Origin of the sequence: Nocardia sp., assembly GCF_025465275.1 — a bacterium.
Lineage (GTDB): Bacteria > Actinomycetota > Actinomycetes > Mycobacteriales > Mycobacteriaceae > Nocardia.
Genome location: NZ_JAODNK010000216.1, coordinates 17248 through 41314 on the forward strand (window position 1 = coordinate 17248; position 24067 = coordinate 41314).

22 protein-coding genes and 2 pseudogenes are annotated in these 24067 nt (G+C 66.0%); 18 read left to right on the forward strand and 6 right to left on the reverse strand.

The window, feature by feature from the left end; translation table 11 throughout:
• The first annotated feature begins 169 nt into the window (after positions 1 to 169).
• The 6 genes and pseudogenes from JWN03_RS42875 to der all read left to right on the forward strand — a co-directional run bounded on the left by JWN03_RS42875 (position 170) and on the right by der (position 6624).
• Positions 170 to 1063: a ParA family protein gene (locus tag JWN03_RS42875; RefSeq protein ID WP_297628395.1), complete on the forward strand. Its 894-nt coding sequence runs from the start codon at positions 170 to 172 to the stop codon at positions 1061 to 1063.
• On the forward strand, positions 1060 to 1983 hold the full coding sequence (locus JWN03_RS42880) for a segregation and condensation protein A (protein WP_441343168.1): 924 nt from the start codon (positions 1060 to 1062) through the stop codon (positions 1981 to 1983). The genes JWN03_RS42875 and JWN03_RS42880 overlap by 4 nt, the downstream gene beginning before the upstream one ends.
• A 125-nt stretch (positions 1984 to 2108) precedes the next feature.
• Positions 2109 to 2765 carry an SMC-Scp complex subunit ScpB gene (gene scpB, locus JWN03_RS42885; protein WP_441343170.1) on the forward strand — a complete coding sequence of 219 codons (657 nt, stop codon included), beginning with the start codon at positions 2109 to 2111 and terminating at the stop codon, positions 2763 to 2765.
• A gap of 672 nt (positions 2766 to 3437) precedes the next feature.
• A pseudogene (locus tag JWN03_RS42890) lies at positions 3438 to 4478 on the forward strand (pseudouridine synthase); the annotation flags it as partial.
• A 65-nt stretch (positions 4479 to 4543) separates the two neighbouring features.
• Positions 4544 to 5212, forward strand: a complete 669-nt coding sequence (gene cmk, locus JWN03_RS42895) for a (d)CMP kinase (protein WP_297628403.1) — start codon at positions 4544 to 4546, stop codon at positions 5210 to 5212.
• Entirely contained in the window at positions 5209 to 6624 is a 1416-nt protein-coding gene (gene der / locus JWN03_RS42900; RefSeq protein WP_297628263.1) for a ribosome biogenesis GTPase Der, read from the forward strand. The genes cmk and der overlap by 4 nt, the downstream gene beginning before the upstream one ends.
• Positions 6625 to 6738: 114 nt before the next feature.
• Here the strand turns inward: der and JWN03_RS42905 are convergent, their stop codons facing one another.
• Both JWN03_RS42905 and JWN03_RS42910 read right to left on the reverse strand, forming a co-directional pair.
• On the reverse strand, positions 6739 to 7320 hold the full coding sequence (locus JWN03_RS42905) for a Uma2 family endonuclease (RefSeq protein WP_297628265.1): 582 nt from the start codon (positions 7318 to 7320) through the stop codon (positions 6739 to 6741).
• Positions 7321 to 7449: 129 nt separating this feature from the next.
• Positions 7450 to 8190, reverse strand: coding sequence for a TetR/AcrR family transcriptional regulator (locus JWN03_RS42910; protein ID WP_297628267.1), 741 nt, complete (start codon positions 8188 to 8190; stop codon positions 7450 to 7452).
• A 103-nt stretch (positions 8191 to 8293) separates the two neighbouring features.
• Between JWN03_RS42910 and JWN03_RS42915 the strand changes: the two genes are divergently transcribed.
• The 6 genes from JWN03_RS42915 (at position 8294) to JWN03_RS42940 (ending at position 14154) form a co-directional block, all read left to right on the forward strand.
• The gene (locus JWN03_RS42915; protein WP_297628269.1) at positions 8294 to 9247 is read left to right on the forward strand and encodes an ATP-binding cassette domain-containing protein; all 954 of its coding nucleotides are present in this window, start codon (positions 8294 to 8296) and stop codon (positions 9245 to 9247) included.
• A gap of 35 nt (positions 9248 to 9282) precedes the next feature.
• On the forward strand, positions 9283 to 10011 hold the full coding sequence (locus JWN03_RS42920; protein WP_297628404.1) for an ABC transporter permease: 729 nt from the start codon (positions 9283 to 9285) through the stop codon (positions 10009 to 10011).
• A 505-nt stretch (positions 10012 to 10516) separates the two neighbouring features.
• On the forward strand, positions 10517 to 11365 hold the full coding sequence (locus tag JWN03_RS42925) for a lysophospholipid acyltransferase family protein (protein WP_297628271.1): 849 nt from the start codon (positions 10517 to 10519) through the stop codon (positions 11363 to 11365).
• A gap of 194 nt (positions 11366 to 11559) precedes the next feature.
• A complete protein-coding gene (locus tag JWN03_RS42930) occupies positions 11560 to 12129 on the forward strand; it encodes a hypothetical protein (protein WP_297628273.1) in 570 nt (189 codons plus the stop codon).
• Positions 12126 to 13199: a PrsW family intramembrane metalloprotease gene (locus JWN03_RS42935; RefSeq protein WP_297628275.1), complete on the forward strand. Its 1074-nt coding sequence runs from the start codon at positions 12126 to 12128 to the stop codon at positions 13197 to 13199. The genes JWN03_RS42930 and JWN03_RS42935 overlap by 4 nt, the downstream gene beginning before the upstream one ends.
• A gap of 88 nt (positions 13200 to 13287) precedes the next feature.
• Positions 13288 to 14154: a hypothetical protein gene (locus JWN03_RS42940; protein WP_297628277.1), complete on the forward strand. Its 867-nt coding sequence runs from the start codon at positions 13288 to 13290 to the stop codon at positions 14152 to 14154.
• A 6-nt stretch (positions 14155 to 14160) separates the two neighbouring features.
• On the opposite strand, the pseudogene JWN03_RS42945 reads toward JWN03_RS42940, so the two are convergent.
• Positions 14161 to 14823 (reverse strand): annotated as a pseudogene (locus JWN03_RS42945) (GAP family protein).
• 246 nt (positions 14824 to 15069) lie between these two features.
• Between JWN03_RS42945 and JWN03_RS42950 the strand changes: the two are divergent.
• Together JWN03_RS42950 and JWN03_RS42955 are read left to right on the forward strand one after the other, a co-directional pair.
• Complete coding sequence (locus tag JWN03_RS42950) at positions 15070 to 17622, forward strand: LuxR C-terminal-related transcriptional regulator (protein WP_297628279.1); 2553 nt, start codon at positions 15070 to 15072, stop codon at positions 17620 to 17622.
• A gap of 134 nt (positions 17623 to 17756) precedes the next feature.
• Entirely contained in the window at positions 17757 to 19457 is a 1701-nt protein-coding gene (locus JWN03_RS42955; RefSeq protein WP_297628281.1) for a SulP family inorganic anion transporter, read from the forward strand.
• A gap of 3 nt (positions 19458 to 19460) precedes the next feature.
• Here JWN03_RS42955 and JWN03_RS42960 read toward each other — a convergent pair whose 3' ends face one another.
• Positions 19461 to 19688: a hypothetical protein gene (locus JWN03_RS42960; RefSeq protein WP_297628283.1), complete on the reverse strand. Its 228-nt coding sequence runs from the start codon at positions 19686 to 19688 to the stop codon at positions 19461 to 19463.
• A 238-nt stretch (positions 19689 to 19926) separates the two neighbouring features.
• Here JWN03_RS42960 and JWN03_RS42965 point away from each other — a divergent pair, with 238 nt between their 5' ends.
• The gene (locus tag JWN03_RS42965) at positions 19927 to 20832 is read left to right on the forward strand and encodes a LysR family transcriptional regulator (protein WP_297628285.1); all 906 of its coding nucleotides are present in this window, start codon (positions 19927 to 19929) and stop codon (positions 20830 to 20832) included.
• A gap of 57 nt (positions 20833 to 20889) precedes the next feature.
• On the forward strand, positions 20890 to 21042 hold the full coding sequence (locus JWN03_RS42970; protein ID WP_297628287.1) for a hypothetical protein: 153 nt from the start codon (positions 20890 to 20892) through the stop codon (positions 21040 to 21042).
• A gap of 6 nt (positions 21043 to 21048) precedes the next feature.
• Here JWN03_RS42970 and JWN03_RS42975 read toward each other — a convergent pair whose 3' ends face one another.
• The gene (locus JWN03_RS42975; RefSeq protein WP_297628288.1) at positions 21049 to 21696 is read right to left on the reverse strand and encodes a hypothetical protein; all 648 of its coding nucleotides are present in this window, start codon (positions 21694 to 21696) and stop codon (positions 21049 to 21051) included.
• Positions 21697 to 21766: 70 nt separating this feature from the next.
• On the opposite strand from JWN03_RS42975, the gene JWN03_RS42980 reads away from it, so the two are divergent.
• Positions 21767 to 22327, forward strand: a complete 561-nt coding sequence (locus tag JWN03_RS42980; protein ID WP_297628290.1) for a hypothetical protein — start codon at positions 21767 to 21769, stop codon at positions 22325 to 22327.
• Between the two features lie 7 nt (positions 22328 to 22334).
• Here the strand turns inward: JWN03_RS42980 and JWN03_RS42985 are convergent, their stop codons facing one another.
• Entirely contained in the window at positions 22335 to 23057 is a 723-nt protein-coding gene (locus JWN03_RS42985) for a TetR/AcrR family transcriptional regulator (RefSeq protein WP_297628292.1), read from the reverse strand.
• Positions 23058 to 23147: 90 nt separating this feature from the next.
• Between JWN03_RS42985 and JWN03_RS42990 the strand changes: the two genes are divergently transcribed.
• Positions 23148 to 24011 carry an NmrA family NAD(P)-binding protein gene (locus tag JWN03_RS42990; protein WP_297628294.1) on the forward strand — a complete coding sequence of 288 codons (864 nt, stop codon included), beginning with the start codon at positions 23148 to 23150 and terminating at the stop codon, positions 24009 to 24011.
• The last annotated feature ends 56 nt before the right edge of the window (positions 24012 to 24067 follow it).

Sequence of the window (24067 nt, forward strand, 5' to 3'; positions counted from 1 at the left end):
TGCGTGTCCGAGCGTGGGTCTGGTACTGGCAGACGGTAGCGTCTATCAGTGAACCGGCCGCACACGCGGCCGGGCGCGCCGTCCACCGGCATCTCGGGTCGGGCGGAGCAAGGGCAGGAACGTCGAAGGAGTAGCGGACGTGACGAAAGCCGGTGGTGCGGGCCAGCGGATCGAGACCGCCGCGCAAACCCTGTGGGAGGCGCCCGATGTGGACGCCGGCGCGGAACTCGGTCCCACTGGGCGACCGCTGCGCGATATCCCCGATCCGACCCAGGTCGATCACACTGGCGACGCTCTGATCGTCGCCATGTGCAATCAGAAGGGCGGCGTCGGCAAGACCACCTCCACCATCAATCTCGGTGCGGCACTGGCCGAACACGGGCGCAAGGTGCTGCTGGTGGATCTCGATCCGCAGGGCGCGCTGTCCGCGGGACTCGGTGTGGCGCATCATGATCTCGATATGACCGTGCACAACCTGCTGGTCGGGCCGGGCAAGGTCAGTGTCGATCGGGTGCTGATGAACACCAAGGTCGAGGGTATGGATCTGCTGCCCAGCAATATCGATCTGTCGGCGGCGGAAATACAGCTCGTCAACGAGGTCGGCCGCGAGCACACGCTCGGCCGCGCCCTGGCGCCGCTGCGCAATCGCTACGACTACATCCTCATCGACTGCCAGCCGTCGCTGGGCCTGCTCACGGTGAACGCGCTCGCCTGCGCGGACGGTGTGATCATTCCCATGGAGTGCGAATACTTTTCGCTACGCGGGCTCGCGTTGCTCAATGACACGGTGGAGAAGGTCCGGGACCGATTGAATCCGGCGCTCACCCTGTACGGCATCGTGGTCACCATGTTCGATGCCCGGCTGCTGCATTCGCGTCAGGTCATGACGCGTGTGGTCGAAGTGTTCGGTGATCTGGTGTACGACACGGTGATTTCGCGGACCGTGCGTTTTCCGGATGCCAGTGTCGCGGGTGAGCCCATTACTACCTGGGCACCGAAATCCGGTGGTGCGGAGGCGTATCGGGCTATGGCGCGGGAAGTCATTCACCGGTCGGGCCGTTGAACGATTCGCCCGACCGAACGACCGCGCACTCCCCGGCGGACGTGGATACTCCCTTGCCCGTTGTCACCGCTGAACCTGCCGCCGCTGAACCTGACAAAAAGGTCGGATTTCATCTGCAGCTGAGCAACTTTCAGGGGCCCTTCGACCTGTTGTTGCAGCTCATCAGCTCCCGGCGGCTGGACGTCACCGAGGTGGCGCTGCACAAGGTCACCGATGAATTCATCGCCTACACCAAGGCTTTGACCGCGAGCATGTCCGAGGAGACGGGCCTGCGCGCGGACAAGATCCTCGACCAGACCACCGAATTCCTGGTTGTCGCCGCGACACTGCTGGATCTGAAAGCCGCGCGATTGCTGCCGTCCGGCGAGGTCACCGACGAGGACGATCTGGAATTGCTCTCGGCGCGCGACCTGCTTTTCGCGCGGCTGCTGCAGTATCGCGCGTTCAAGCAGGTGGCGGAGCTGCTCGGCGAGCTCGAGGCGGCTGCGCTGCAACGGTATCCGCGCGCGGTTTCGCTCGAGGAGCGCTTCCTGGCACTGCTGCCGGACGTTACGCTGGGAGTGGATGCCGCGGGATTCGCGGAGGTCGCCGCGGCGGCGTTCACCCCGCGCCCGATCCCCACGGTGGGCCTGGATCACCTGCACAATCACGCCATTTCGGTCGCCGAACAGGCCGCGCTGGTGCTGGAGATGCTGAAAAGCCGTGGTGTCGGCGGCTGGACGACCTTCGGGGAAATCTGCGCCGACTGCGAGGTGGCGGTGCAGATCGTCGCCCGCTTCCTGGCGCTCCTGGAGCTCTATCGCGGCAAAACGATCGAGTTCGACCAGCCCGACCCGCTCGGCCCGCTCCGCGTGAGCTGGATCGGCGAGGTCGCCGACCAACCGGCGGAACCGGTAACCATCGAGGAGGACTACGGGTGACCGAGGCAGAGCAAGTCGAGCCGGGCGGGGTTGTGTCCGATATCGCAACCAGCGTGGGCGAGACGGCCGACCTCGGCGCAACGGCCGATTCGCTCGAGGCGGAGTTCGGGCAGACGCAGCTGGATATCGGGGATGTGGTCGAGGAATTCGATCCGGGTGCGCTGGATGAGGACGAGTTCCGTTCGGCGCTCGAGGCCATGCTGCTGGTGGTCGACGCGCCTGCGCCGGTCGATCTGCTCGCAAGTGCGGTGAACGACACACCTGTGCGGGTCGAGCGGGCATTGCGCGAGATGTCGGCCGAATTGAGCGCCCGCCGCAGTGGCATGGATCTCAGATTTGTGGGCGACGGGTGGCGTTATTACACGCGGACGGAGTTCGCACCCTACGTGGAACGTATGCTGTTGGACGGCGCACGCACGAAGCTCACTCGCGCTGCTTTGGAAACCTTGGCGGTGATCGCCTATCGTCAACCGGTTACCCGGGCCCGAGTGAGTGCGGTGCGCGGAGTGAATATCGACGGCGTGATCAGAACCCTGCTGGCGCGGGGACTGCTCACGGAGGCCGGAACGGACGCGGAGACGAACGGCACCCTGTACGTCACCACCGAACTGTTCCTGGAACGGATCGGTCTCGCGTCCCTGTCGGATCTGCCGGCGTTGGCGCCGCTGCTCCCGGGCGTCGACCTGATCGATGAGATCAACGAGAGCCTGGACACCGACCCCCGGTACACCAGGCTGAAAAAACCGGCCGAGGCGGATATCGACCTCGGCTCCGAAGACTGAAATTAGGACAACGTGAATACTCCCGCTCGCCGAGATGGCACACCGGAACGTAGTAAACGTGGATTCGAATCGCCCAGGGGCGATTCGCAGGCCGCCCGAGGCCGGACCGACCGGTCCGCGCAATCGCGGGGCGGCGATTCATATGGAAGTGGCAGTACCCGTGGCGGTGGCAGCTCAGCCCCGCGCACCGGATCACGCGGAGACTCGCAGTCGTGGGGTGGCGGCTCGTCTCGCGGAGGATCCTCGGACAGCCCGCGCGGGGGATCCCGCGGCGGCTCCGGATCGTATGAGGGCTCGCGCGGCGGCTCCGGTTCGTACGACTCGCGCGGTGGCTCGTCTGACTCGCGTGGTGGTTCGGGTTACCAGGGTTCGCGCAGTGGTTCGTCTGATTCGCGTGGTGGTTCGGGTTACCAGGGTTCGCGTGGTGGTTCGTCCGATTCGCGTGGTGGTTCGGGTTATCAGGGTTCGCGCAGTGGTTCGTCTGATTCGCGTGGTGGTTCGGGTTATCAGGGTTCGCGTGGTGGTTCGTCCGATTCGCGTGGCGGTTCGGGTTATCAGGGTTCGCGCAGTGGTTCGTCTGACTCGCGCGGTGGTTCGGGTTACCAAGGCTCGCGCGGAGATTCGCGTTCCTTCGGGAGCGGCGACTCGCGTGGCGGCTCCGGTTACCAGGGTTCGCGCACCGGCTCGTCCGATTCGCGTGGCGGGGCCGGTTATCAGGGTTCGCGTGGTGGTTCGTCCGATTCGCGGGGTGGCTCGGGTTACCAAGGCTCGCGCGGAGATTCGCGTTCCGACTCGCGTGGCGGCGCGGCTCCCCGTGGCGGACGCCCGATGGCGCCGAGCGCTGCTGCGGCGCCCAAGAAGGTCAAGGTTCATCGTCCTTCGCCGGCGCTGCCGGTCATGCTCAGCAATGCCAAGCCCGCGCGGCATCAGCATGTCGAGGCCTCCGAAACCGAGGGTCCGAAGAAGTTGCCGTGGGGTGAGGGTGAGCGTCTGCAGAAGGTGCTGGCCAAGGCCGGTGTCGCCTCGCGGCGCGTGGCCGAGGACATGATCGATGCGGGTCGTATCGAGGTCGACGGCAAGATCGTGAAAGAGCAGGGTCTGCGGATCGATCCGGAGAACGCGGTAGTTCGTGTTGATGGTGTGCGTGTTGTCGTCCGCGACGAGCAGGTGTACCTCGCGCTGAACAAGCCGAAGGGCTGGCAGTCCACCATGTCCGACGAGATGGGCCGCCCGTGTGTCGGCGATATTGTTTCCGAGCGGATCGCGGCCGGTCAGCGGCTCTTCCATGTCGGCCGTCTGGACGCCGATACCGAGGGCCTGCTGCTGCTCACCAATGACGGCGATCTGGCGCACCGCCTGATGCACCCGTCCTTCGAGGTCTCCAAGACCTACCTCGCCACGGTCAACGGCGAGATCAACAACCGCAATGTCGCCAAGCTGCTGCGTGACGGCGTCGAACTCGACGACGGTCCGGCCAAGGTCGACAAGTTCCAGGTGCTCGAGGTCGGCCAGGGCAAGTCGCTGGTCAAGCTCGTGCTGCACGAGGGTCGCAAGCACATTGTGCGTCGACTGCTGGCCGAGGTCGGCTATCCGGTGACCGCGCTGGTGCGTACCCACGTCGGTCCGGTCGCCCTGGGCGATCAGCGGCCGGGTGCTCTGCGTGTGCTGGGCCGTGACGAAATCGGGAAGCTCTACGAGGCGGTGTCGTTGTGAACGGTGTGGGAAGTGTGAAAGATCGGCTTGCCGGGCTCACCGGTTCCTCGTCGCTTGTTGTTGCCATGGACGGCCCGTCCGGTACCGGCAAGTCGAGTGTCTCGCGGAAGCTGGCCACTCGACTCGAGGCCGCTTACCTCGATACCGGCGCCATGTACCGGGTCGCGACGCTGCGCGTACTGCGCAGCGGCGTCGATCTGGACGATGCCGAGGCCATTGTGGCGGCGGTCAAGGAGTTGCCCTTGACCATCGGCACCGATCCGAGCCGGGAGCTGATCCTGCTCGACGGTGAGGATGTGTCGGCGGAGATTCGCGGCAATGCGGTGACCAAGGCCGTGTCCGCGGTCTCGGCCGTGTCCGAGGTGCGTGACCAGTTGGTCGCGCTGCAGCGCGGCATCGCGACAACCGCGGGCCGCATTGTGGTGGAGGGCCGCGATATCGGCACCGTGGTGCTGACCGACGCCGATGTGAAGATCTATTTGACCGCGTCCGCCGAGGCGCGGGCCACGCGCCGCAATGTGCAGAACATTGCCGAAGGCCGTGGCGACGATTTCCAGGCGGTGCTCGCCGATGTGCAGCGCCGTGACAACCTCGACTCCACCCGCAAGGTGTCGCCGCTGCGTCCCGCCGAGGACGCGGTACTGGTCGACACCAGCGAGCTGAATATGGACGAGGTCATCGACGAGCTGTATCGCGTTGTGCGGCAGCAGATTTCGGCAGGAGGCGCGCAGTGACGCAGGACACCTTCGCCGGTGACGGTATCTGGTCGGAAGAAGCCGATTGGGAAATTGCCGAACTCGAGGGCGAACAGAACGCAGAACATCTGCCCATGCCGACGCTGGCCATTGTCGGCCGGCCGAACGTGGGCAAATCGACTCTGGTGAACCGCATTCTGGGCCGCCGTGAAGCGGTGGTCGAGGATGTCCCGGGCGTGACCCGGGACCGTATTTCGTACGAGGCCAACTGGGCCGGACGCCGTTTCCTGGTGCAGGACACCGGTGGCTGGGAGCCCGATGCCAAGGGCCTCATGCAGGCGGTGGCCCGGCAGGCCGAGATCGCCATGCAGACCGCCGACGCCATCGTGCTGGTCGTGGATGCCACCGTCGGCTCCACCACCACCGATGAAGCGGTGGCGAAGGTGTTGCGGCGCAGCAAGACTCCGGTCATCCTGGTCGCCAACAAGGTCGACAACGGGAAGCTCGAGTCGGATGCGGCGGCGCTGTGGTCGCTGGGTTTGGGTGAGCCCAAGCTGGTTTCGGCCACGCATGGTCGCGGCACCGGTGATCTGCTCGACGAGATTCTCGTCAAGCTGCCCGAAACTCCGCGTGAGGGTACCGGTCTGGTCGGCGGCCCGCGTCGGGTGTCGCTGGTCGGTAAGCCGAATGTCGGCAAATCCAGTCTGATCAACAAGCTTTCGGGCGTGGAGCGGTCGGTCGTGCACGATGTGGCCGGCACCACCGTCGACCCGGTCGACTCGCTGGTCCAATTGGGCGGCAAGCCTTGGCGTTTCGTCGACACCGCCGGTCTGCGGCGCAAGGTCGGCAATGCCAGCGGCACCGAGTTCTACGCCTCGCTGCGCACCAAGTCGGCCATCGAGGCCGCCGAGGTCGCGGTCATGCTGATCGATGCCTCGCAGCCGATCACCGAGCAGGATCTGCGCGTCATCACCATGATCGCGGAGACCGGCCGGGCGCTCGTGATCGCCTACAACAAGTGGGATCTGGTAGACGAGGATCGCCGCGAGCAGCTGGAACGCGAAATCGATCGTGAAATGGTGCAGGTCCGCTGGGCGCAGCGGGTGAACATCTCGGCCAGTACCGGCCGTGCTGTCCAAAAGCTTGTTCCCGCAATGGAAACCGCACTGGATTCCTGGGACAAGCGCATCTCCACCGGCCGTCTGAACAACTGGCTCAAGGAGGTAGTGGCCGCCACCCCGCCCCCGATGCGCGGCGGTCGTCTGCCCCGAGTCATGTTCGCCACCCAGGCCTCCACGCGGCCGCCGACGTTTGTGCTCTTCACCACGGGCTTCCTCGAGGCCGGCTACCGCCGGTTCATCGAGCGCAAGCTCCGCGAAGAATTCAACTTCGACGGTTCGCCGGTACAGGTGAACGTCCGCGTCCGCGAGAAGCGCGACCGCAAGAAGTAGGCAATGCCTGCCGAAAGGCCCCCGGCGAACCGCCGGGGGCCTTTCGCATACCCGTACGAGGTCGGGCAGTAAGCCGCCGAGTCGGCGATGGAGATCAGCGCGTGTCCGGCCGAATCAGCGCACCCAGTCTTTGAGCGGTTCGGTATTCAACGTGATGTTCACGGGGTCCGGGAGTTGCACTGTGGCGCCGAACGGCACGGTGAGGACTCGGGCATATCGGGATTCGCGGGGGTCACTGTGGACGATGATCTCGCAGGTGTCCCGGTCGATCAGCAGATAGATGGGGATGCCGGTGTCCGCGTAAGCCCGCGGGTTCTCCTGCCGGTCGCGACGCTCGGTGTCCTGGTAGTCGGAGGTCACCTCGACTGCCATGAGAACCGGGCTGGGGTCGGCCCATTCGCCTTGGCCTACAAAGGCATCGGCGTCGGCCAGCACGCCGTCAGGTCGGGCGCGGCCTTTCCGGTATCGGTCGATCTGGAGGCCCTGCTCGGGTGTCAGAAATAGATCGGGGCGAGCGGTGAGGAAGATGCGGATCAGCCACTGGATGATTCGACTGTGGTCCCCGTCCGGCACTGCCTTGGCCCCCAGCTTCCCGTCTATGAACTCGAGCCGCACACCCTCCGCAATACGATCGGCCGCCCGGGCGAGTTCCTCGAACTCCTCGATCGTCATGAGTGACTCATGCACGGCGGTCATGTCCTCACGGTACGGGGCGCTTTCGGCTGATAACGAGCAAGCGCGCAGATGTGGTCAGGATATCGCCGCTTTATCGGCGAGTTGCGGAACAGAGTTTCGTTCGTGCCGACGCGTGCTAGTGGCCTCGGATCAGCGGGTCTCGGTGGTGAATTTGGTGATGAAGTGTTCGTAGCCGTCCAGGAGGCGGTCCAGGGCGAAGCGGAAATCGGCTTCCTCCCACTGCATGTCGTCATCGTCGAAGGCTTGGTGGGAGAGGGCGCTGGTGATGGCGGGGAAGCGGGCGGGATCGAGGACCTGGGCGAGGATCGCGGGGTAGTCCTTGTCGTCTTTCGCTTGTTTGATGGTGTCTTGGAGGAAACGGGCGCGGCCGATGACATAGAACGAAAGGTTTGTCACCAGTTGCAGTTTGAGCGATTCCGGGATGGGGACGTCGGTCATAGCGGTGAGACCGGCTTCGAGCCAGGCCATATTGTTCGGGCCCACCGGGGGTGAGCTCAGGGGAATGTCGAGCCACCAGGGGTGAACTCGGATGGCATGGAATTCGCCCCAGGCCCACGCTTCGAGGCCGGCTCGCCAGCCGGCATCGGCGGGCAGGGTGGGGGGTGCGCCGACGATGCGGTCCATGAGGAGCTCGATGAGTGTGTCCCTGCTGTCCACGTAGCGGTAGAGGGACATGGCGGTGAAGCCCAGTTGCTTGGCGACTCGGCTCATCGACAGTGCGGCGAAGCCCTCGGCGTCGGCGATGGCTATCGCGGCCTCGAGGATCTGGTCCAGGCTCATGCCACGTTTTGGGCCACGGCTGCCCGGATCATCGAGATCCCACAGCAGCTTCACGTATTTGGGCAGGATCGGCCGATCGGGCGTCTCCATGCGACCTCCTGTCCTCGTTGTCCCCACATATCTTGCGTCATGCCGGAAACTGTGTAGCCTATAAACAGAGTGTAGACCATACACAGTTTCTGATCGGGGACTCATGACCACTTCCAGCGTCCGGCCCGCCATCGAAGTGTCCGGGCTGACCAAATCCTTCGGATCGCACGCGGTGCTGCGCGGCATCGATCTGAATGTGCCTGCGGGAACAGTCTTTTCGCTGCTCGGCCCGAACGGCGCGGGCAAGACCACCATGCTTCGGATTCTCGCCACCCTCGGCCGGCCCGATGGGGGGCAGGTGCGGGTCGGCGGCCACGATCCCGTCCGCGAGCCCGATGCCGTGCGCGCGATCATCGGGGTGACGGGGCAGTCCTCCGCGGTCGATCCGATCCTGACGGGGGAGGAGAACCTGCGACTCGTGGGCCGGCTGCTGCATCTCGGCGCCTCCGAAACGGCGAAGCGCACCACACGATTGCTGAAGCAGTTCGATCTGGCCGATGCTGCCAAGAAGCGGACCGGCTCCTATTCGGGCGGCATGGTGCGCCGTCTGGATCTGGCCATGAGTCTCATGGGCGAGCCGAGCATCGTCTTCCTCGACGAGCCGACCACCGGGCTCGACCCGCGCAGCCGCCGCGAATTGTGGTCGGTCATCCGCGGTCTGGTCAGCGAGGGCGTGACCATCCTGCTCACCACCCAGTACCTGGAGGAGGCCGATCAGTTGGCGGACCGCATTGCGGTGCTCGACGACGGCCGGATCGTGGCCGAGGGCACCGCCGGCGAATTGAAGCGGCTGGCTCCCGGCGGCCACATTCGATTGAGCTTCGCCGATGAGCAGGGTCTGGCGGCGGCCGCGCGGGCGGTTCCGGCCGCGGAGGTCGATGTCGAACAGCTGGTGCTGGCGGTGCCGTCGGACGGCAGTGTCGGCGATATTCGCAGGCTGCTCGATCGTTTCGACGATCACGATCTCACCATCGACCGATTGGCCATTCACACACCGGATCTCGACGATGTCTTCTTCGCGTTGACCGGCAATTCCTCGAAAGGCGCACAGCTGTGAGCACTTTGGTTCGCGCGGCCCAGGATTCGACCACCATGAACGGCCGCAATCTCCGGCATACGCTCCGCAGTCCGGACACCATGATCATGACCTTCGCGGTCCCGCTGATGATCCTGCTGATGTTCGTCTACGTCTTCGGCGGCGCGATCAATGTCAGCGGCGCGTATATCGACTATGTGGTGCCGGGAATCATCCTGCTGTGCGCGGGTTTCGGCTCCGCGTCCACGGCGGTCGGCGTCTCGACCGATATGCACAATGGCATTGTCGATCGGTTCCGCACCATGGCGGTCTCGCGCTCCGCGGTCCTCACCGGCCATGTGGTCGAGAGCGTGCTGCGCAATCTGATCACCACCGGTCTGGTGATCGTGGTCGCGGTGGTGCTCGGCTTCCGCCCCACCGCCGATCCGCTCCGCTGGCTCGCCGTGCTCGGGATACTCGCGCTGTACATTCTGGCGCTGTCCTGGCTGGCGGCCGCACTGGGGTTGCTCGCGCCGAATCCGGAGGCGGCCAATGGATTTACCTTCAGCTTCATGTTCCTGCCCTATGTCAGTAGCGCTTTCGTGCCGGTGCACACGCTGCCGACCTGGTTGCGCGGTTTCGCAGAACATCAGCCCGTCACCTCGATTACCGAGACCGTGCGCGGCCTGCTCATGGGCACGCCGATCGGTGACAATGCCGTGACCGCGCTGATCTGGTGTGCCGGAATAGGTCTCGCGGGTTACCTGGCCGCCGGCGTGCTGTATCGCCGCCGCGGAATCAACTGATTCGGGGGGATGCGACCGCACTTATCGGAGGGGCCCGGGACATCCGGGTCTCTCCAATATTCGTCTACACGGATATGCGCATCTAACTATGAGTTAGGCGCATGTCAACCCCACGAGCCCCTCGCGTCAGGTGCATATGCGCCCAGTTGCATTGCGCCCCAAGATCATCGCCGTGACGCGGCGAGTCGGACCGGATGTGCATCTTAGGGTTGAGGTACCCACCTTCGCTCAACTCACGCCAGGGATGTTGGGTTTCGCACACTTCCTAACAAGCAATTGCTTGGGTTGATAACCTCGAAAGGGCAGGAGGACGGTGACGGGCACAGGTCGCAATGTTGCGATGCACACGCACTGCCAGACCGGACCGCTATACGCGACCGTCGGGGACTATCAATGGGGATGTGGCCGGGGGCAATGAAATTCGGCTCGACGTAGTTCGATCAGCGTCGGTGTGTGTAGTCGCGTGCCGCCCGTCTCGGCAAGGCAATACGACAGGAACACACCCATGAGTAATACGACGGTACTTCCGGACCCGAACCACCCATTGCTTCCCGTGGCACGGGCCTACACCAGTTACTTCACGCCGCAGGTCACCGGCATCGAGAATCTGCCGGCATCAGGCCCGGCGCTCGTGATCGGCAATCACTCGTCGATCTATTGGGCGCCCGAGGTGTGGATCACCTTCATGGCGGCCATGGACCGCCGCCCGAATGAGCCCACCTACGGTGTGGCGCACGAAATCCTTTTGCGCGCACCGGGTCTCGGTGAGACGCTGCGCACGTTCGGCGTGATTCCGGCCTCGCAGGAGGCGGCCACGAACGGGCTCAAGGACGGCGGCGCGGTCATGATCTACCCGGGCGGGGACTGGGAAGCGTGCCGCCCGTGGACCGATCGCGGCAAGGTCGATTTCGCCGGCCGCAAGGGCTTCATCCGGCTGGCGCTCAAGATGGGCGTGCCGGTGATCCCGGCGGTCGCCAACGGCGGCCACGATTCGATCTTCGTACTGAGCCGCGGGGAGCGCACCGCCAAACTGCTCGGGCTCGACAAGCTGGTGCGCGCCAAGGTGTTTCCGTACACCGTCGGCCTGCCCTTCGGGGTGGCGCCGATTCTGCCGCAGATCCCGCTGCCCTCGCATGTGGATGTGAGCTTTCTGCCCGCGCTGAATTGGTCGACGCAGCCGGGTGATCCGGAGGATGCGGATCTGGTCGAGGGCTACTACGAGGAGACGGTCGCGACCATGCAGACCGAGCTCGATCGGCTGCGGGCCGCGACCCCCAATCCGGTGCTGACCGGAGTGAAGAACCATGTGGCGGCACTACCTGGGCCGCTGTCGGGTCTGGCGAAGCTCTTCTAGGTGCGAATTCGGCTCTCGGAGAACTGCTCCGGGAGCCGAATCCATGGGTGGGCACCGGCGTGCATCCCCGGTCGTTTGCCCGGTATGTGGTTAACTCGCGACAATCGTAGGGCGGAGGCGTGCCCGGCCACCGATCCCCTTCGGGCGCGTGCCGCTGTGGTCGGCGTGCCGCACGAACCGGGAGGCTGGAACTGATGGTGCGTCTTGTTCATTCGGTGGTGCCGGCGCTTGCGGCTGTCGGCGCGCTGGCCGCGATCGCGGTCGTCCCGGCGGTGCTGAACGCCGTGGTGCCGACCCGGGAGACCGCCGTCGCCGCGGGCACGACCGTCACGCTGACCGCTACCGGATTCGGCTCGCTGGACGCGGGCGCGGATCCGGCCAATGCCGTCACCTTCGCGGTCCCGGAGGCAATGCGCCGCGTTGCCACCGGTGACGAGGCCAGGGCGCTGTTCCGCTCCGAGGACGGTGACACGCGGCTCGGCATCTCCGCGGTCTACGGCATTACCGACTTCGATACCGCGGGCCCGCGCATGCTGCTGCCGATACGCGCGAGCGATCCGAAAGCGCATTTCGACGGCGGCACGGTCGATGCGGGTTCCTTCCGCGGACTGCTGTGCGTACTGCCCAAGGTGACGGGCGGGGTGTGCGCGGTAGCCAATAGCGGTGATGTCGGGGTGACGATCACCGTCAGTGGTTCGACCCCCGAGGCGGGTCGCGCGCTCATCCAGGCCGTGCTCGAATCGAGCCGGGCGGTGCAGGCATGAGTTGGTTCCAGCCGCGGTCGGCACTGTTCTGGGTGTACTGCTGCGCGGTGGTCCTCGGGCCGCTGTGGTTCGTGATCCAGGCGGCGGGCCTGTTCTGGTTCGGTGGCACGCCGGCGCTGGTGGCGCTGCCGATCACCGCGCTGACCCTGTTCGTCTTCGGCGCGATCCTGTTCGCGCTGGACCCGTTTCGGGCCCGCCGCAGGCTGGTCGCACCGATTGTCATGGGGTTCCTCTGGGGTGTCACCGTCTGGCCGGGGATGGCGCTGTGGGCCAATGACAATGTGACCGCCGTGATCACGAATCTGGCGGGGGACCGGTTCGCCATCAGCTGGCAGTCCGCTATTGCCGCGCCCATCGACGAGGAGTTCATCAAGGTCATCGGTATCGCGGTGGTCGCCGTGCTGTTCCGCCCGCTGCTGAGCCGTCCCATGCACGGTCTGCTGATCGGTGGCTTCGTGGGCCTGGGTGCGCAGATCGCCGAGGACGTGCTCTACAGCGCGCAGACCGCGCTGGCCGCGCCGCAGAATCCGGTGGGCGATGTGCTCATCGTGGCGGTGCTGCGCCTGGTCACCGCCTTCACCTCGCACTGGGCGATGTCGGCGCTTGCCGGTGTCGGCGTTGTCCTGCTGCTGATCCGGACCGATCGTTCCTGGGGTTGGCGGGTGGGTGTTTTCGCCCTCTTCTACGGTCTGGCCGTCGCCATGCACGCCATCTTCGACGCGCCCCGGCCGAACGGTCCCGCCTGGCTGGTGATATTGCTGCCGATCGTCGTCGATCTGATCATCTTCAGCCTGGCCTACCGCTGGGTGCTCGGCACCGAGCGGAAATGGCTGCGCGCCACCATTTCCCACCCGATCGCCCGCCCGCTGGGCGCGGAAGCTCAACTGGCGCAGCTGCTTACCCGCCGTAGTCGGCGTAGAGCCCGTGCCGGTCTTCGGTATTCGATGCGGATGGGGCGTCCGCAGGCTCGTCGTTTCGAGCGTGATCTGATCGATCGGGTCACGGCGCTGTCGGATTATCGGCCGCCTGTGCACCCCGTCTGGAACTATCAGCAAACTATGCCGCGCTGACTCCTCGTGGTCCGCGACCATCCAGTGTGGAAAATCATGAGCGCGCCGGTTGCCTGCTAGTAGCGCACTGAGCGCTAGCTTGGTTGGTATGAGTGACGGCAATTCGCTACCCCATCCGCAGGGGTCCGATCATGCACAGGAGTTACTGGACCGACGCCAGCAAGCCCTGTGCAACTATCTGGCGGCCAGTGGTGATGTCGCAGCCACTCGGATCCGGGCCAATCTCGGCGGGTGGCGGCGCTGGTTGCACCGGCTGCCGGGTGCGCCGATCTCCAATGCGTCGGGTCGCCGCGATGTGCTACTGCGCGAACTGGCCCAGCACGGGGTGGGCGCCGACGATCGCCGCTGGGGTGCGCTGTCCGGCGGCTACCTGCGCAGCCGCGACGCCGTGGTCTGCCTGGAATTCACCCTCGCCGACCTCACCGCCGAATACGAGACGACCGCACCGCACTGGGTGCGGCAACTGCGAGTGATCACCGAATCGAGTGCGGACGCGCGTCCACTGGCCGCGCTCGGCGACCGTATCGCCGTCTCGGATCTCACCGAGCAGCTGCTCGCCGTGACCCGCGCCGCCCCCGACGACGGCGCGAGAACGCGACTGGCCGATCACCTGCCCGGCGTACTGCGCCCACTGCCGTCGGATATCGAAACGCTGCGCCGCAGTGACCATCTCGTCGACGTGGTGTTCGATGTGTACGCCGACACCATCAAACTCGACAACATCACCGTCAATCCCGAACTGCGCGGCACCGGCCTGGGCACCGCGACGCTACAGCACCTCTGCCGCGCCGCCGACGCCCATCACCTCTATATCGTCGGCCAGCTGGTCCCCACCTACCGCGATGACGATTCGGCCGTTCCCCGGCTGGCGGGCTGGTGCCGGCAGCACGGTTTCGCCGTCAATGAGCGCTTGGGCGGCCGCATTTCGCGCACCCCGGCCAGCGTGTCCTCGTAGCTCCGGTCAGAGCGCCTCGATGCCCTTGCCCAGCACGACGCTGCCCATGACCAGTAGCAGAATGGCCATCACCATGTGATTGTTCGACTGCAGCCAGTTCTTCAGGGAATCCAGCGTGGGCCGGATCCGCTCGGCGGCGACCTGATACCCGAGGACCGGAATGAGCACGGTGGCCGCCGCGAGCACCGTGAAGATGATCAGGGCGATGAATTCGCCACCGCCGGACAGGGTTCCGGTGCCGATGGCCACGCCGGCCGAAACGCACAGCAGCAGATTCTTCGGATTGACGGCGGACAGCAGCGCGCCGAGCCCGATGGCTTTCGGGAGGGTGACGTCATCGATGGCCTACATCCACTTCGGAGTCGACGTATCGGTGCGGGCGCGCCACTGCTTGCCCGCGAGCGCGATCAGCAGCAGGCCGAGCCCGATGCGAATCCAGCCGAAGAGCGTCGCATGCGCACCGGTGTGGCCGCCGGTATCGATGGATCCGGCCAGCAGTACGAAGATTCCGGTGGCGATCACGATGCCGCCGACCCAGCCAACCGCGAATCCGAGGCTGGCGGCGCCCGCATTGCGCGAGAGCAACATCAGAATGAGGGCGACGATCGGGATCGGTGAGATGGCCACACCGACGGCAAGAGGTAGCAGATTCCCGATTACTGGGCCCATGCCGGAAACATAGCCCCGGCGTGTGTAGTCGGCATCACCCATTTCGGATGACTCGGGCGTGCAGTATTTGGTAGACATGGACACACCAAGATCAAACGGGTTCACACTCAGAGCACTCCCATCCGGTAAATTCGCCCACGCAGCAGCGTTGTTGAAGTATCGGCACTCGGTGCAGGAGGCACGGTGACAATTCCGTTGGTTCGGCCCTCTGGTGTTCCGATTCCGGCTTTCCCAACGCTTTCCAGAGTGGCTCTGGAGAAGCGCCTGGATAGTGCTGTGGATACGGCTAATACGAGTGTGCTGCTGATTTGCGCGCCGGCCGGTAGCGGCAAGACGGTACTACTGGCGGACTGGCTGGAGCATCGCGACGGCGGCCCGCATCCCCGCACCGGCGTGGCCTGGTGCACCGTCACCGACGAGATGAACGAGGGGGCGGCCTTCTGGGCGGCGGTCCGCCACGCGCTCGGCGTCACTCTCACCGATGCGCCCCGCCGCATGATGCCCGCCACGCAGATCTCCGATGCGGTCGCGCTGGGCGCAGCGCTGGCGAGTCATGCCATGCCGACGGTGCTGGTGATCGACGACGCGCATCTGCTCACCGATCCGCAGGTGCTCGCGGGATTCGAACACTTCCTGCAGAATTCGCCGCTGACCGTCACCACGATCATCTCCGGCCGAGTCGCGCCGCCACTGCGCTGGCACTCGCTGGACCTGCGCGGTGGCCTCACCCGGCTCGGCTTCGGCGATCTCACCCTGACCACCGGCCAGATCGCCGAGCTGTGCGCGCAGCACGGCTGCCGTCTGACCGATGCGGAACTCGCGACCGTGCTGGAGCTGACCGAGGGCTGGCCCGCGCTGGTCCGCATCGTCGCCAGCCAGCTCGCCGATCATCCGGACGAGCACGCCGCGGCGCTCACCGCCCTGGCGCGCGGGCCGCATGCCGTCTCCGACTATCTGGCCGACGAATTCATCACCGATATTCCGGTGCATCTGCGAATGTTCCTGACCTACACCAGCATTCTCGACACCTTCTCCGAATCGCTGGCCGATGCGCTGGTCGGCGATGGCGCCGAGCATGCGCTGCACGAGCTCGGGCGGCTCGAATTCCCGCTCACCAGCACGCTGCGCGATGGCCAGCTGTGGTTCGAATATCACCCGATCCTGCGCTGCCACTTTCGCGCCGAGGCGTATCGGCTGGGCCGGGAGAACCGCTCGGAGCTGCATAGTCGGGCCGCCGACTGGTTCCGGGACATGGGTCTGCGGGCGCCGGCGCTGAGCCAGCTGCTCGAGGTCCCCGACCGCGGCGCGCTGACCGAATTCCTCTCCGACGCCGGCATGGCCATGGTGCTCGACGGTGACGGCGCCGAACTCTTCGAACAGCTGCAGCGGTCCCAGCCCGCGCTCGCGGACGATCCGTTCGTCTGGCTGCTGCGCGTGGTGACCGCGCTGGTCGCCGGCGATACCGCCGATGCGTCGGCCTATCTCGCGGTCGCCCGGGCCCGTGATGAGCAGTGCGAATCGTTTGTGCCCGAGTGCTGGCTCGCCTCGCTCACCCTGGCCATCACCGCCGATATCGCGGTATCGGGTGGTATCGCCCTGGGCGACTTCGAGATTCCCGAGTCGATTCCGTCCACCGGCCAGGCGGATATCGATTGTTATGCGGCCATCCAGACCGCGACCGCGCTGGTCGCTCGCGGTGAGGTCGAGCGCGGTGAGCGGCTGCTGAAATCCGGTCTGGCTCTTGCCGAGCACGCCGGGCGGCCGCTGCTGGCCATTCACGCGGTGACCCGGCTGGCCCTCGCGGCCTGTGTTGTCGGCGCGGTGACCACCATGCGCGAGCGGTCCGAACGCAGTCTCGCCATTGCCGCCGCCCATGCCGTACCGCAGACCGCCGACACCACGCAGGCCATGACCATGGCCGCGCTCGGCGCGTATCTGCATGGTGAGGAACCGGATCCGGCCTATATCGCCGCCGCGCTCAGCGGTCATGCCCGCCGTGACGGTTCGATCGGCCCGGCCGGGGGCCTGCATGCGCAAGTGGTCGGGCAGCTGCTGCAGTTCGAGCGCGCCGAGGACAAGGGCGCAGCTGCCGAGGCCGTCCGGCACTGTCTGCTCGAACTGCTGGCCAAGCATCCGGCTACGGTGACCAGCAGCGGGCTGATCCCGCACGCAGTGTGGGTGATGTTGCGGGTGCACGAGCCGCGCAGCGCCCGGCTGATGGTCGAGCGAGCGCGCGTCGCCATCGGCGATACGCCTGAGATCACGGTGGCCCGGGCTGCCCTGTCGCAGGCTGTCAACCGGTCGACCACCACTCGCGCCCTGCTTGACCCGCTGCTCGCGAACGCGCATGCGCTGCACCCCGTCACCGCGATTACCGGATGGTTGCTGTATGCCCTGTCGCATCAGGATTCGAGCATGCCGACAAAGGTGCACAGTGGTATCGAAAAGGCGCTGCGAGCGGCCGCGCCGGAGCGAATTGTGCGCCCCTTCTTCGATATTCCGCATGCTGTCGATCTGCTCGATACCTATGCGGGACGATTCGGCAACTATGATGCCTTCGCCGAGCTGATTCGCCGTCATCCCAATTCTCGGCGCCGGGCCTCGAATCCGCCGCTCACCGATACCGAGATGGTCGTGTTGAAGCAGTTGCCCTCCGGTCGCACCGCACAGCAGATCGCGACCGATCTGGGCGTGTCCATCAATACCGTGAAAACTCATCTGCGCGGCATCTATTCGAAGCTCGACGCCAATTCCAGGCTGGGAGCGCTCGATCGCGCCCGGCATTCGGGCTGGCTCTGATCGACCCGGACTTCACCCGTGGCGTGTGAAGACACACCGCCGCCGGTCGAGGAAGGTCGACCAGTGATCGACATAGCCACGCCGATAGGAGGCACCATGGTTGCGCAGCTACTCGGCGGGCTGGGGAACGGACTGTGGTGAGCGTACTGCTCTCCCGCGCCCGCGCCAAGATCGGCAAGCCCACCACCGCCGATGTGACCGCTGGTATGGCGACCGGACTGTTCAGCATTCCCGAGGGCATGGCGTACGCCTCGATCGCCGGATTCAGTCCGGTGGCGGGGCTCTACGCCGGTGTGATGCCGCCGATCCTGGGTTCGCTCACCGCGTCCACGGTGCTCATGGTCACCACCCTCACCAGTGCCATCGCCCTGACCGGGCAGTCGGTCCTTTCGGATGCCGGCCTCGATTCACACAGTGCGGGAAACGTTGCGGCCCTGGCCATTATGGTCGGCCTGATCATGTTGCTCATGGGGCTGCTGCGGCTGGGCGTGGTGCTCAGCTTCGTCTCCAATGCGGTCATGATCGGCTTCTCCACCGGTATCGCGCTGCAGATCATCACCGGGGTGTTCAAGGACGCCACCGATTACAAGCCGGGCGGGCACAACAAGCTGGTGCAGGTGTGGAACTGGCTCACCGGCATATCGCACTGGCAGGCGACGACCACCTGGGTGGCGATCGCCACCGTGGCGGTGTGGGCGATCGCGCGGGTGATACCGAAACTCGAATCCCTGGCATTGCTCGTGGCCATGGTGGTGGTCAGCGTCGCGGTCGCCGCGCTGAGTCTGGATGTCGAACTGGTGCGGGGGATTGCCGAGATTCCGGCGGCGCTGCCCGGTCTGTCGCTGCCGAACTGGGACGCGATGCCACATCTGGTGCCCGGCGCCTTATCGGTCGCGCTGGTCGCGCTGGCACAGGCGGCCGGCGTCGCACCCTCGATGCCCAATCCCGATGGTTCGCGCTCGAATATGAACGGCGACTTCATTTCCCAGGGTGTCGCCAATATCGGCGGCGGCCTGTTCCAGGCGCTCCCGTCCGGTGGTTCGCTCTCGCGCACCGGCGTCGCCTCCAGTGTCGGCGCGCGCACCCGTTGGGCGGGCGTCATTTCCGGCGTCTTCCTGGCCGTGGTCGTGCTGACCTGTGCCAAGCTGGCGGAACGCATTCCGGTACCGGTGATCGGCGGACTCATTCTGGTGGTCGGCGGTGAGCTCATCTGGGGCAAGCGCGCCGATATCGTGATGGTCTGGCGCACTTCGAAACTCTCCACCGCCGCCATGCTCGCCACCTTCGCCGCGACCACCCAGCTGCCGCTGCAGCAGGCCATTGTCATCGGCGCCGTGCTGTCGCTACTGCTGTTCTGCGTACAGGCCACGCGCGGAACCGAACTCACCGCACTGCAGCGCGGGGCGGACGGCGTGTGGTCGACCGCGCCGGTGCCCGCCAAGCTGACCTCCGGCGAGGTGACCGTTCTCAATTACGACGGCTCCAGCTTCTTCGCCGAACTTCCGCGCCTGGAAGCCGGGCTGCCCGACTTCACCGGTGCGCGCAATGCGGTGCTCGTGCTGGTCCTGCGTGCGGCACCCGACATCCCGTCCTCCGCCATGCTGAAACTGTTCCGCCGCTACGCGAATCAGCTGCACGACGAGGGCGGCCAACTCATCCTCACCGGCGTCCGCCCAGCCCTGGCCCAAGCCCTGCAACGCACCGGCATCACCGACCTACTCGGCCCCCACGACATAATCCCCGCCACCACCGTCCTGCTCGGCCCCCTCGACCAGGCCATCGCCCGCGGCCACGCCTGGATCGCCGCCCGCGAAGGCGAACAACCCAAGCCCTGACAATCATCTGTGCCCGTGGGTGATCCGGTGGTGCGCTGCCAATAGACGGGGCACCACCAGATAGACCGCGCTGGGAACGACGACCGCGGTCAAGGCCAGCGCCCGCAGCACCGGTGGCCAGGTCGCGCTGAACGGGGCCATCACGGTCATGCCCAAGGCGACCATCGGGAAAATGGCCAGCCAGCTGATCAGGGCTCGGACGTGCACCGACGGGGTGGGAGTGGCAGTCATTTCGACTCCGTTCGAAGCGTCGATCACGCACGGGTGCAAGTCTTCTCGGAAGGTGGGTCGGCACCCGTCCCGACCGCTCCGCCCGACGTCCGGACGTGGGGGAGAGGGGGACGGGTTGCCGCCCTGGGCCCGAATCGATCATCGGCGACGGGCGGTGCGCGGGTCAATCCTCGGATTGGCTTGGCATTCCCCAAGATCGGGCTTGGGAGGGGCGGGCTCTACGGTGGCAGATGTGCGCATGACCTTCGATGATCTGCGGGTGTTCGTGGCCGTCTGCCAGGCGGGCAGCCTCAGCGCGGTCGCGCGCGAGCTGTCCTGCACCCAGTCCGCGGTGAGTCAGCATGTGAAGCGGCTCGAACAGGCCACTGGGGTAAAGCTTTTGGAACGGGGATTACACGGTGTGACGCCCACGCCGGAGGGTTTGGTACTGCGTGCGGCGGCCAGCGACGGGATCGCCGGCCTGGACTCGGCCCTGCGGCGGATCGGCGAATCCGCCCGTGGCGAGGCCGGATCGGTGCGGGTCACCACGGGTGCGACAACGATCCGGCACTTCATGTCCGACGCGATTATCGACTTCCGGCAACACTTTCCGCGCGCGACACTGGATTTCCGCACGATCATCTCCAGTCGCAGCTGTTTCGATTGGCTCACCGAAGGCACGGTCGACCTGGCCTGGGTGACGATTCACGGATCGGTCAGCGGCGTCGAGCAGCGCCCTGTCATGGATCTGCCCTGGGTGCTGGCCGTCCGCGAGGATGATCCGCTGGCCGACCGATGTCAGATCACCCCCGCCGACCTCGCCGATATCCGCCACATCCGGCTTCCCGACAATTCCGTGTCCCGCATCCATCTCGACGCCGCGCTGACTCGACTGGGCGTCCGCCTCACCTCGGAAACCGGTGTCACCGACTGGAATACCGCCGTGCTGCTCGCCGAACTCGGTGTCGGTCATGCGGTTGTCCCCGACCTCCCGTACGCCGGCGCCTCGACAACCCCACTGCGATTCCTGCCGCTGCCGTACATCCCCCCGCTGCCCGTCGGCTGGGCCGTCCGCCGCTGGGACGCCCTCACACCCCTGGCGCGTGCCTTCGCCGACATGGTCGATCAGCAATGCCGGACCTACCAGCGCGACCGTGCCCGGTGAGGCGGCTTCATCCCTGCACACCGTGGGCGCCGGAGGGGGCAGGAGCGGCAATCTCCGGTGGCCTGGTTCGCCGACGGCGCGGACGACCGGCTCGAGGGCGCCGATCGGGAGCAGGCCTGGCAGCTCATCACCGCCGCCCAGCCGCGCTATGCGAAGTTCCAGGGCAAGACCGATCGGGAGTACCGGCTGATCCGGCTCAGCCCACGGTAATCGCGCTCAGCAGAAGGTGATGATGGTGCGGTTTTCGACGGAGACGCGGGCTGCCTCGTAGAAGAGCAGCCACGTCTCCTTTTCGCGGTACAGCGCGGCATCGTCGTCGAATCCTTCGGACAACCTGTCGATTTCGGCATCGGTCAACTGCCCGTCGACCAGTGTGATGCCGAGATACGGTGCGACATAGACGAGTTCACGTAGTAGCGCATTGCTCGATCCGACCATGCCGCCGGGAAGCCCCGAATCATCGTCCGGGAACAGCACTTCCTCGAAATCGACCGGGACGTAATAACCTTCGCAGTCCGAGTGGCAGAGCAGTTGCGACTCGAACATGTAGGTGAGCTGATCGACCGCCGGATCGTCGGCGGGATTCTCATCCTCGGCGACCGGTGTCAGCGCCTCATCGGGCTTCTGCCGCGCCCGCGCATAGGCGCGCCGCAGATAGTGCACGAAGCTGTAGGGAACACCGCCCAGCCGACTCCGTTCGCTCGCGGTCCCGCGCGCCGTCGCCTCGGCGTGGGCCGGAAGTCCTTCCCCGGCAAGCAGTTCATTGATCGCGCGGAACTGGTCGCGCAGATAATCGAGGTGCTCGGGGTCGTCATCGCCCTTCAGCGCGTCAGCGAGTACGTGCGTTGCCACAGCCAGCCCCATGCGCACGAGGCTAGCGTGCCGGAACGGCCGCGGCCATCCGTGGCCGGACCACCGTGTGGATAATGCACGGGTGGGCAGCGCGCGGCGGATCTCGGTGGTGGGTACCTCCGGTTCGGGGAAGAGTTCACTGGCGCAGCGGATTTCGCTGCAGCTGGGGATTCCGCATATCGAACTCGACGCGATCTACCATCAGGCCGATTGGACGCCGATGCCCGATGCGGAATTCCGGGCCGCCGTCACCGAGCTGATCGCGCAGCCCGCCTGGGTGGCGGACGGCAACTACCGCGGCAAAGTCGGCTACCTGGTCTGGGGTCGCGCGGACACCGTGATCTGGTTCGATCTGCCGCGGCCACTGGTGATGGCGCAGATCATCAAGCGGACCCTGGGCCGTGCGATGGCCGGACGCGAACTGTGGAACGGCAATCGGGAACGCTGGACCAACCTGTTCTCGCTCGACCCCGACCAGTCGGTCATCGTGTGGGCGTGGACAACTCATGCCAAGAATCGCGCGCAATATCTGAGCGCGCAGGCTGACCCGGCCTATCGACACATCGAATTCGTTCGAGTGCGCTCACATCGGGAAGCTGCCGCATTTGTGGCCGGTCTCGGCGCGCAGCGGAAACCGGCCTGAATCACCGTCAGTGGATCTGTGGTGGTGCGGTGGCGCGGTCCAGCCATTCGGACATCAGTGCGCGCTCGGTATCGGTGAGCATCGGCAGCTTCGGCACGATGGTTCGGAACGCGACGGCGGCCGCCGTCGGACTGTCCTCGGCCAGTGCGGGCGCATCGGTGAGGATCGCTTGCATCACCGCGTCGAACATCGCGTCCGCGAGATCGAGATCCCGGTCGTGCGATGGCAGGGACAGCAGTGCGAGGACCGCGCCCGTGCCCGCGGCGTGAATGAGCTCTACCGCGCGGCGCTCGGGAACCCGGAGCCGACCAGCAACGGCCACTCGATGGACGCGCGTGCGTAGCACCGCCATACCGGCGTTCGAGGCCGCAGACGTCCCGTCGCTGCGACCAGGATCGGTCAGGAGTGCGAACAGCGCCGCATTGGCAAGCCCGAACCCGATATGCGTGTCCCAGCCCGCGCGCAGCGCCGCGACCGGGTCGCTGTCGTCCTCGCTGAGCTTCTTCCCGGCGACATAGGTGGTGAAGACGTGCTCGGTGACGGCATCGAGCAGTCCGTCTTTGTCCCCGAACAGCCGATAGATCGTCGGGGCCTGGACACCGGCGGCCTGGGCGACGGCGCGTGTGGTGACGGCGACCGCGCCGTGCTCGCGAATCAGCTGCGCGGCGACCTCCACGAGCTGCGCCCGCGTCTCGTCCCTGGTGCTACCGACCGCTTTGGTGTCCGGCATGTATCAACGATAACGCATCGTTGCTATCAGTGAATTATCAGTGCTAACGTGAATCCGGTTCCAGTGATAACACTCGAAAGAAGGCGGAGCATGATCATCGTTACCGGTGCCACGGGCACTCTCGGCTCCCAGGTAGTCCAGCAGCTGCTCGAACGAATTCCGGCGGACCGCGTCGGCGTCAGCGTTCGCGATCCGGCCCGCGCCGCAGACCTCGCGGCGCGCGGTGTGCGTGTCCGGCAGGGCGACTTCGCCGACCCGGATTCCCTTGCGTCGGCATTCGAGGGCGCTACGCAGGTCCTGATCGTCTCGTCGAACGAGACCGGAGGTTCGGCGGTCGCTCAGCACACCGCGGCGATCGACGCCGCCCGCGCCGCCGGCGCAGCGCGCATCCTCTACACGAGTCACCAAGGCGCTGCGGCAGATTCGCTCTTCGCTCCCATGCCCGACCACGCCGCGACCGAGCGCTACCTGGCCGAATCCGGCACCCCCTGCACCTCGCTGCGCAACGGTTTCTACGCCAGCACCGTCCCCCTGCTGCTGGGCCGCGCTCTCGAAACAGGCCAACTCGCCGCACCCGCCGACGGCCCGGTCTCGTGGACCACTCACCACGACCTCGCCGCCGCTACCGCCCGCATCCTCACCGAGGAATCCCGCTTCGACGGCCCCACCCCGCCGCTGACCGCCCCGGATGCCCTGGACCTCGAGGACATTGCCGGAATCCTCACCGACCTCACCGGCCGTCCCATCCACCGGATTGTCGTCGACGACGACGAATGGGCAGCCGGCTTGATCGAACACGGCATCCCCGCATCGCAGGCGACCATGCTGCTCGGCATGTTCCACGCCTCCCGCAACAGCGAATTCGCCACCACCGGCCCAACTCTCGGCAATCTCCTCACCCGAACCCCCACCCCACTCCGCGCGCTCCTCGCCGGACTCACCACCCCGAACTGACCAGCACCTCCACGAGATCCTCCGGTCGGCGTCACGACCGGGGGATACCGCCTGCA

What these genes read in the sequence shown, in the direction of transcription:
- JWN03_RS42920 (WP_297628404.1), top strand. Translation starts at nt 9,283, where the DNA reads ATGAACGGCCGCAATCTCCGGCATACGCTCCGCAGTCCGGACACCATG.
- JWN03_RS42940 (WP_297628277.1), top strand. Translation starts at nt 13,288, where the DNA reads ATGAGTGACGGCAATTCGCTACCCCATCCGCAGGGGTCCGATCATGCA.
- JWN03_RS42960 (WP_297628283.1), bottom strand. Translation starts at nt 19,688, where the DNA reads ATGACTGCCACTCCCACCCCGTCGGTGCACGTCCGAGCCCTGATCAGC.
- JWN03_RS42985 (WP_297628292.1), bottom strand. Translation starts at nt 23,057, where the DNA reads ATGCCGGACACCAAAGCGGTCGGTAGCACCAGGGACGAGACGCGGGCG.
- JWN03_RS42910 (WP_297628267.1), bottom strand. Translation starts at nt 8,190, where the DNA reads ATGGAGACGCCCGATCGGCCGATCCTGCCCAAATACGTGAAGCTGCTG.
- cmk (WP_297628403.1), top strand. Translation starts at nt 4,544, where the DNA reads ATGGACGGCCCGTCCGGTACCGGCAAGTCGAGTGTCTCGCGGAAGCTG.
- JWN03_RS42935 (WP_297628275.1), top strand. Translation starts at nt 12,126, where the DNA reads ATGAGTTGGTTCCAGCCGCGGTCGGCACTGTTCTGGGTGTACTGCTGC.
- JWN03_RS42990 (WP_297628294.1), top strand. Translation starts at nt 23,148, where the DNA reads ATGATCATCGTTACCGGTGCCACGGGCACTCTCGGCTCCCAGGTAGTC.
- JWN03_RS42930 (WP_297628273.1), top strand. Translation starts at nt 11,560, where the DNA reads ATGGTGCGTCTTGTTCATTCGGTGGTGCCGGCGCTTGCGGCTGTCGGC.
- JWN03_RS42925 (WP_297628271.1), top strand. Translation starts at nt 10,517, where the DNA reads ATGAGTAATACGACGGTACTTCCGGACCCGAACCACCCATTGCTTCCC.
- JWN03_RS42975 (WP_297628288.1), bottom strand. Translation starts at nt 21,696, where the DNA reads ATGGGGCTGGCTGTGGCAACGCACGTACTCGCTGACGCGCTGAAGGGC.
- JWN03_RS42915 (WP_297628269.1), top strand. Translation starts at nt 8,294, where the DNA reads ATGACCACTTCCAGCGTCCGGCCCGCCATCGAAGTGTCCGGGCTGACC.
- JWN03_RS42965 (WP_297628285.1), top strand. Translation starts at nt 19,927, where the DNA reads ATGACCTTCGATGATCTGCGGGTGTTCGTGGCCGTCTGCCAGGCGGGC.
- JWN03_RS42905 (WP_297628265.1), bottom strand. Translation starts at nt 7,320, where the DNA reads ATGACCGCCGTGCATGAGTCACTCATGACGATCGAGGAGTTCGAGGAA.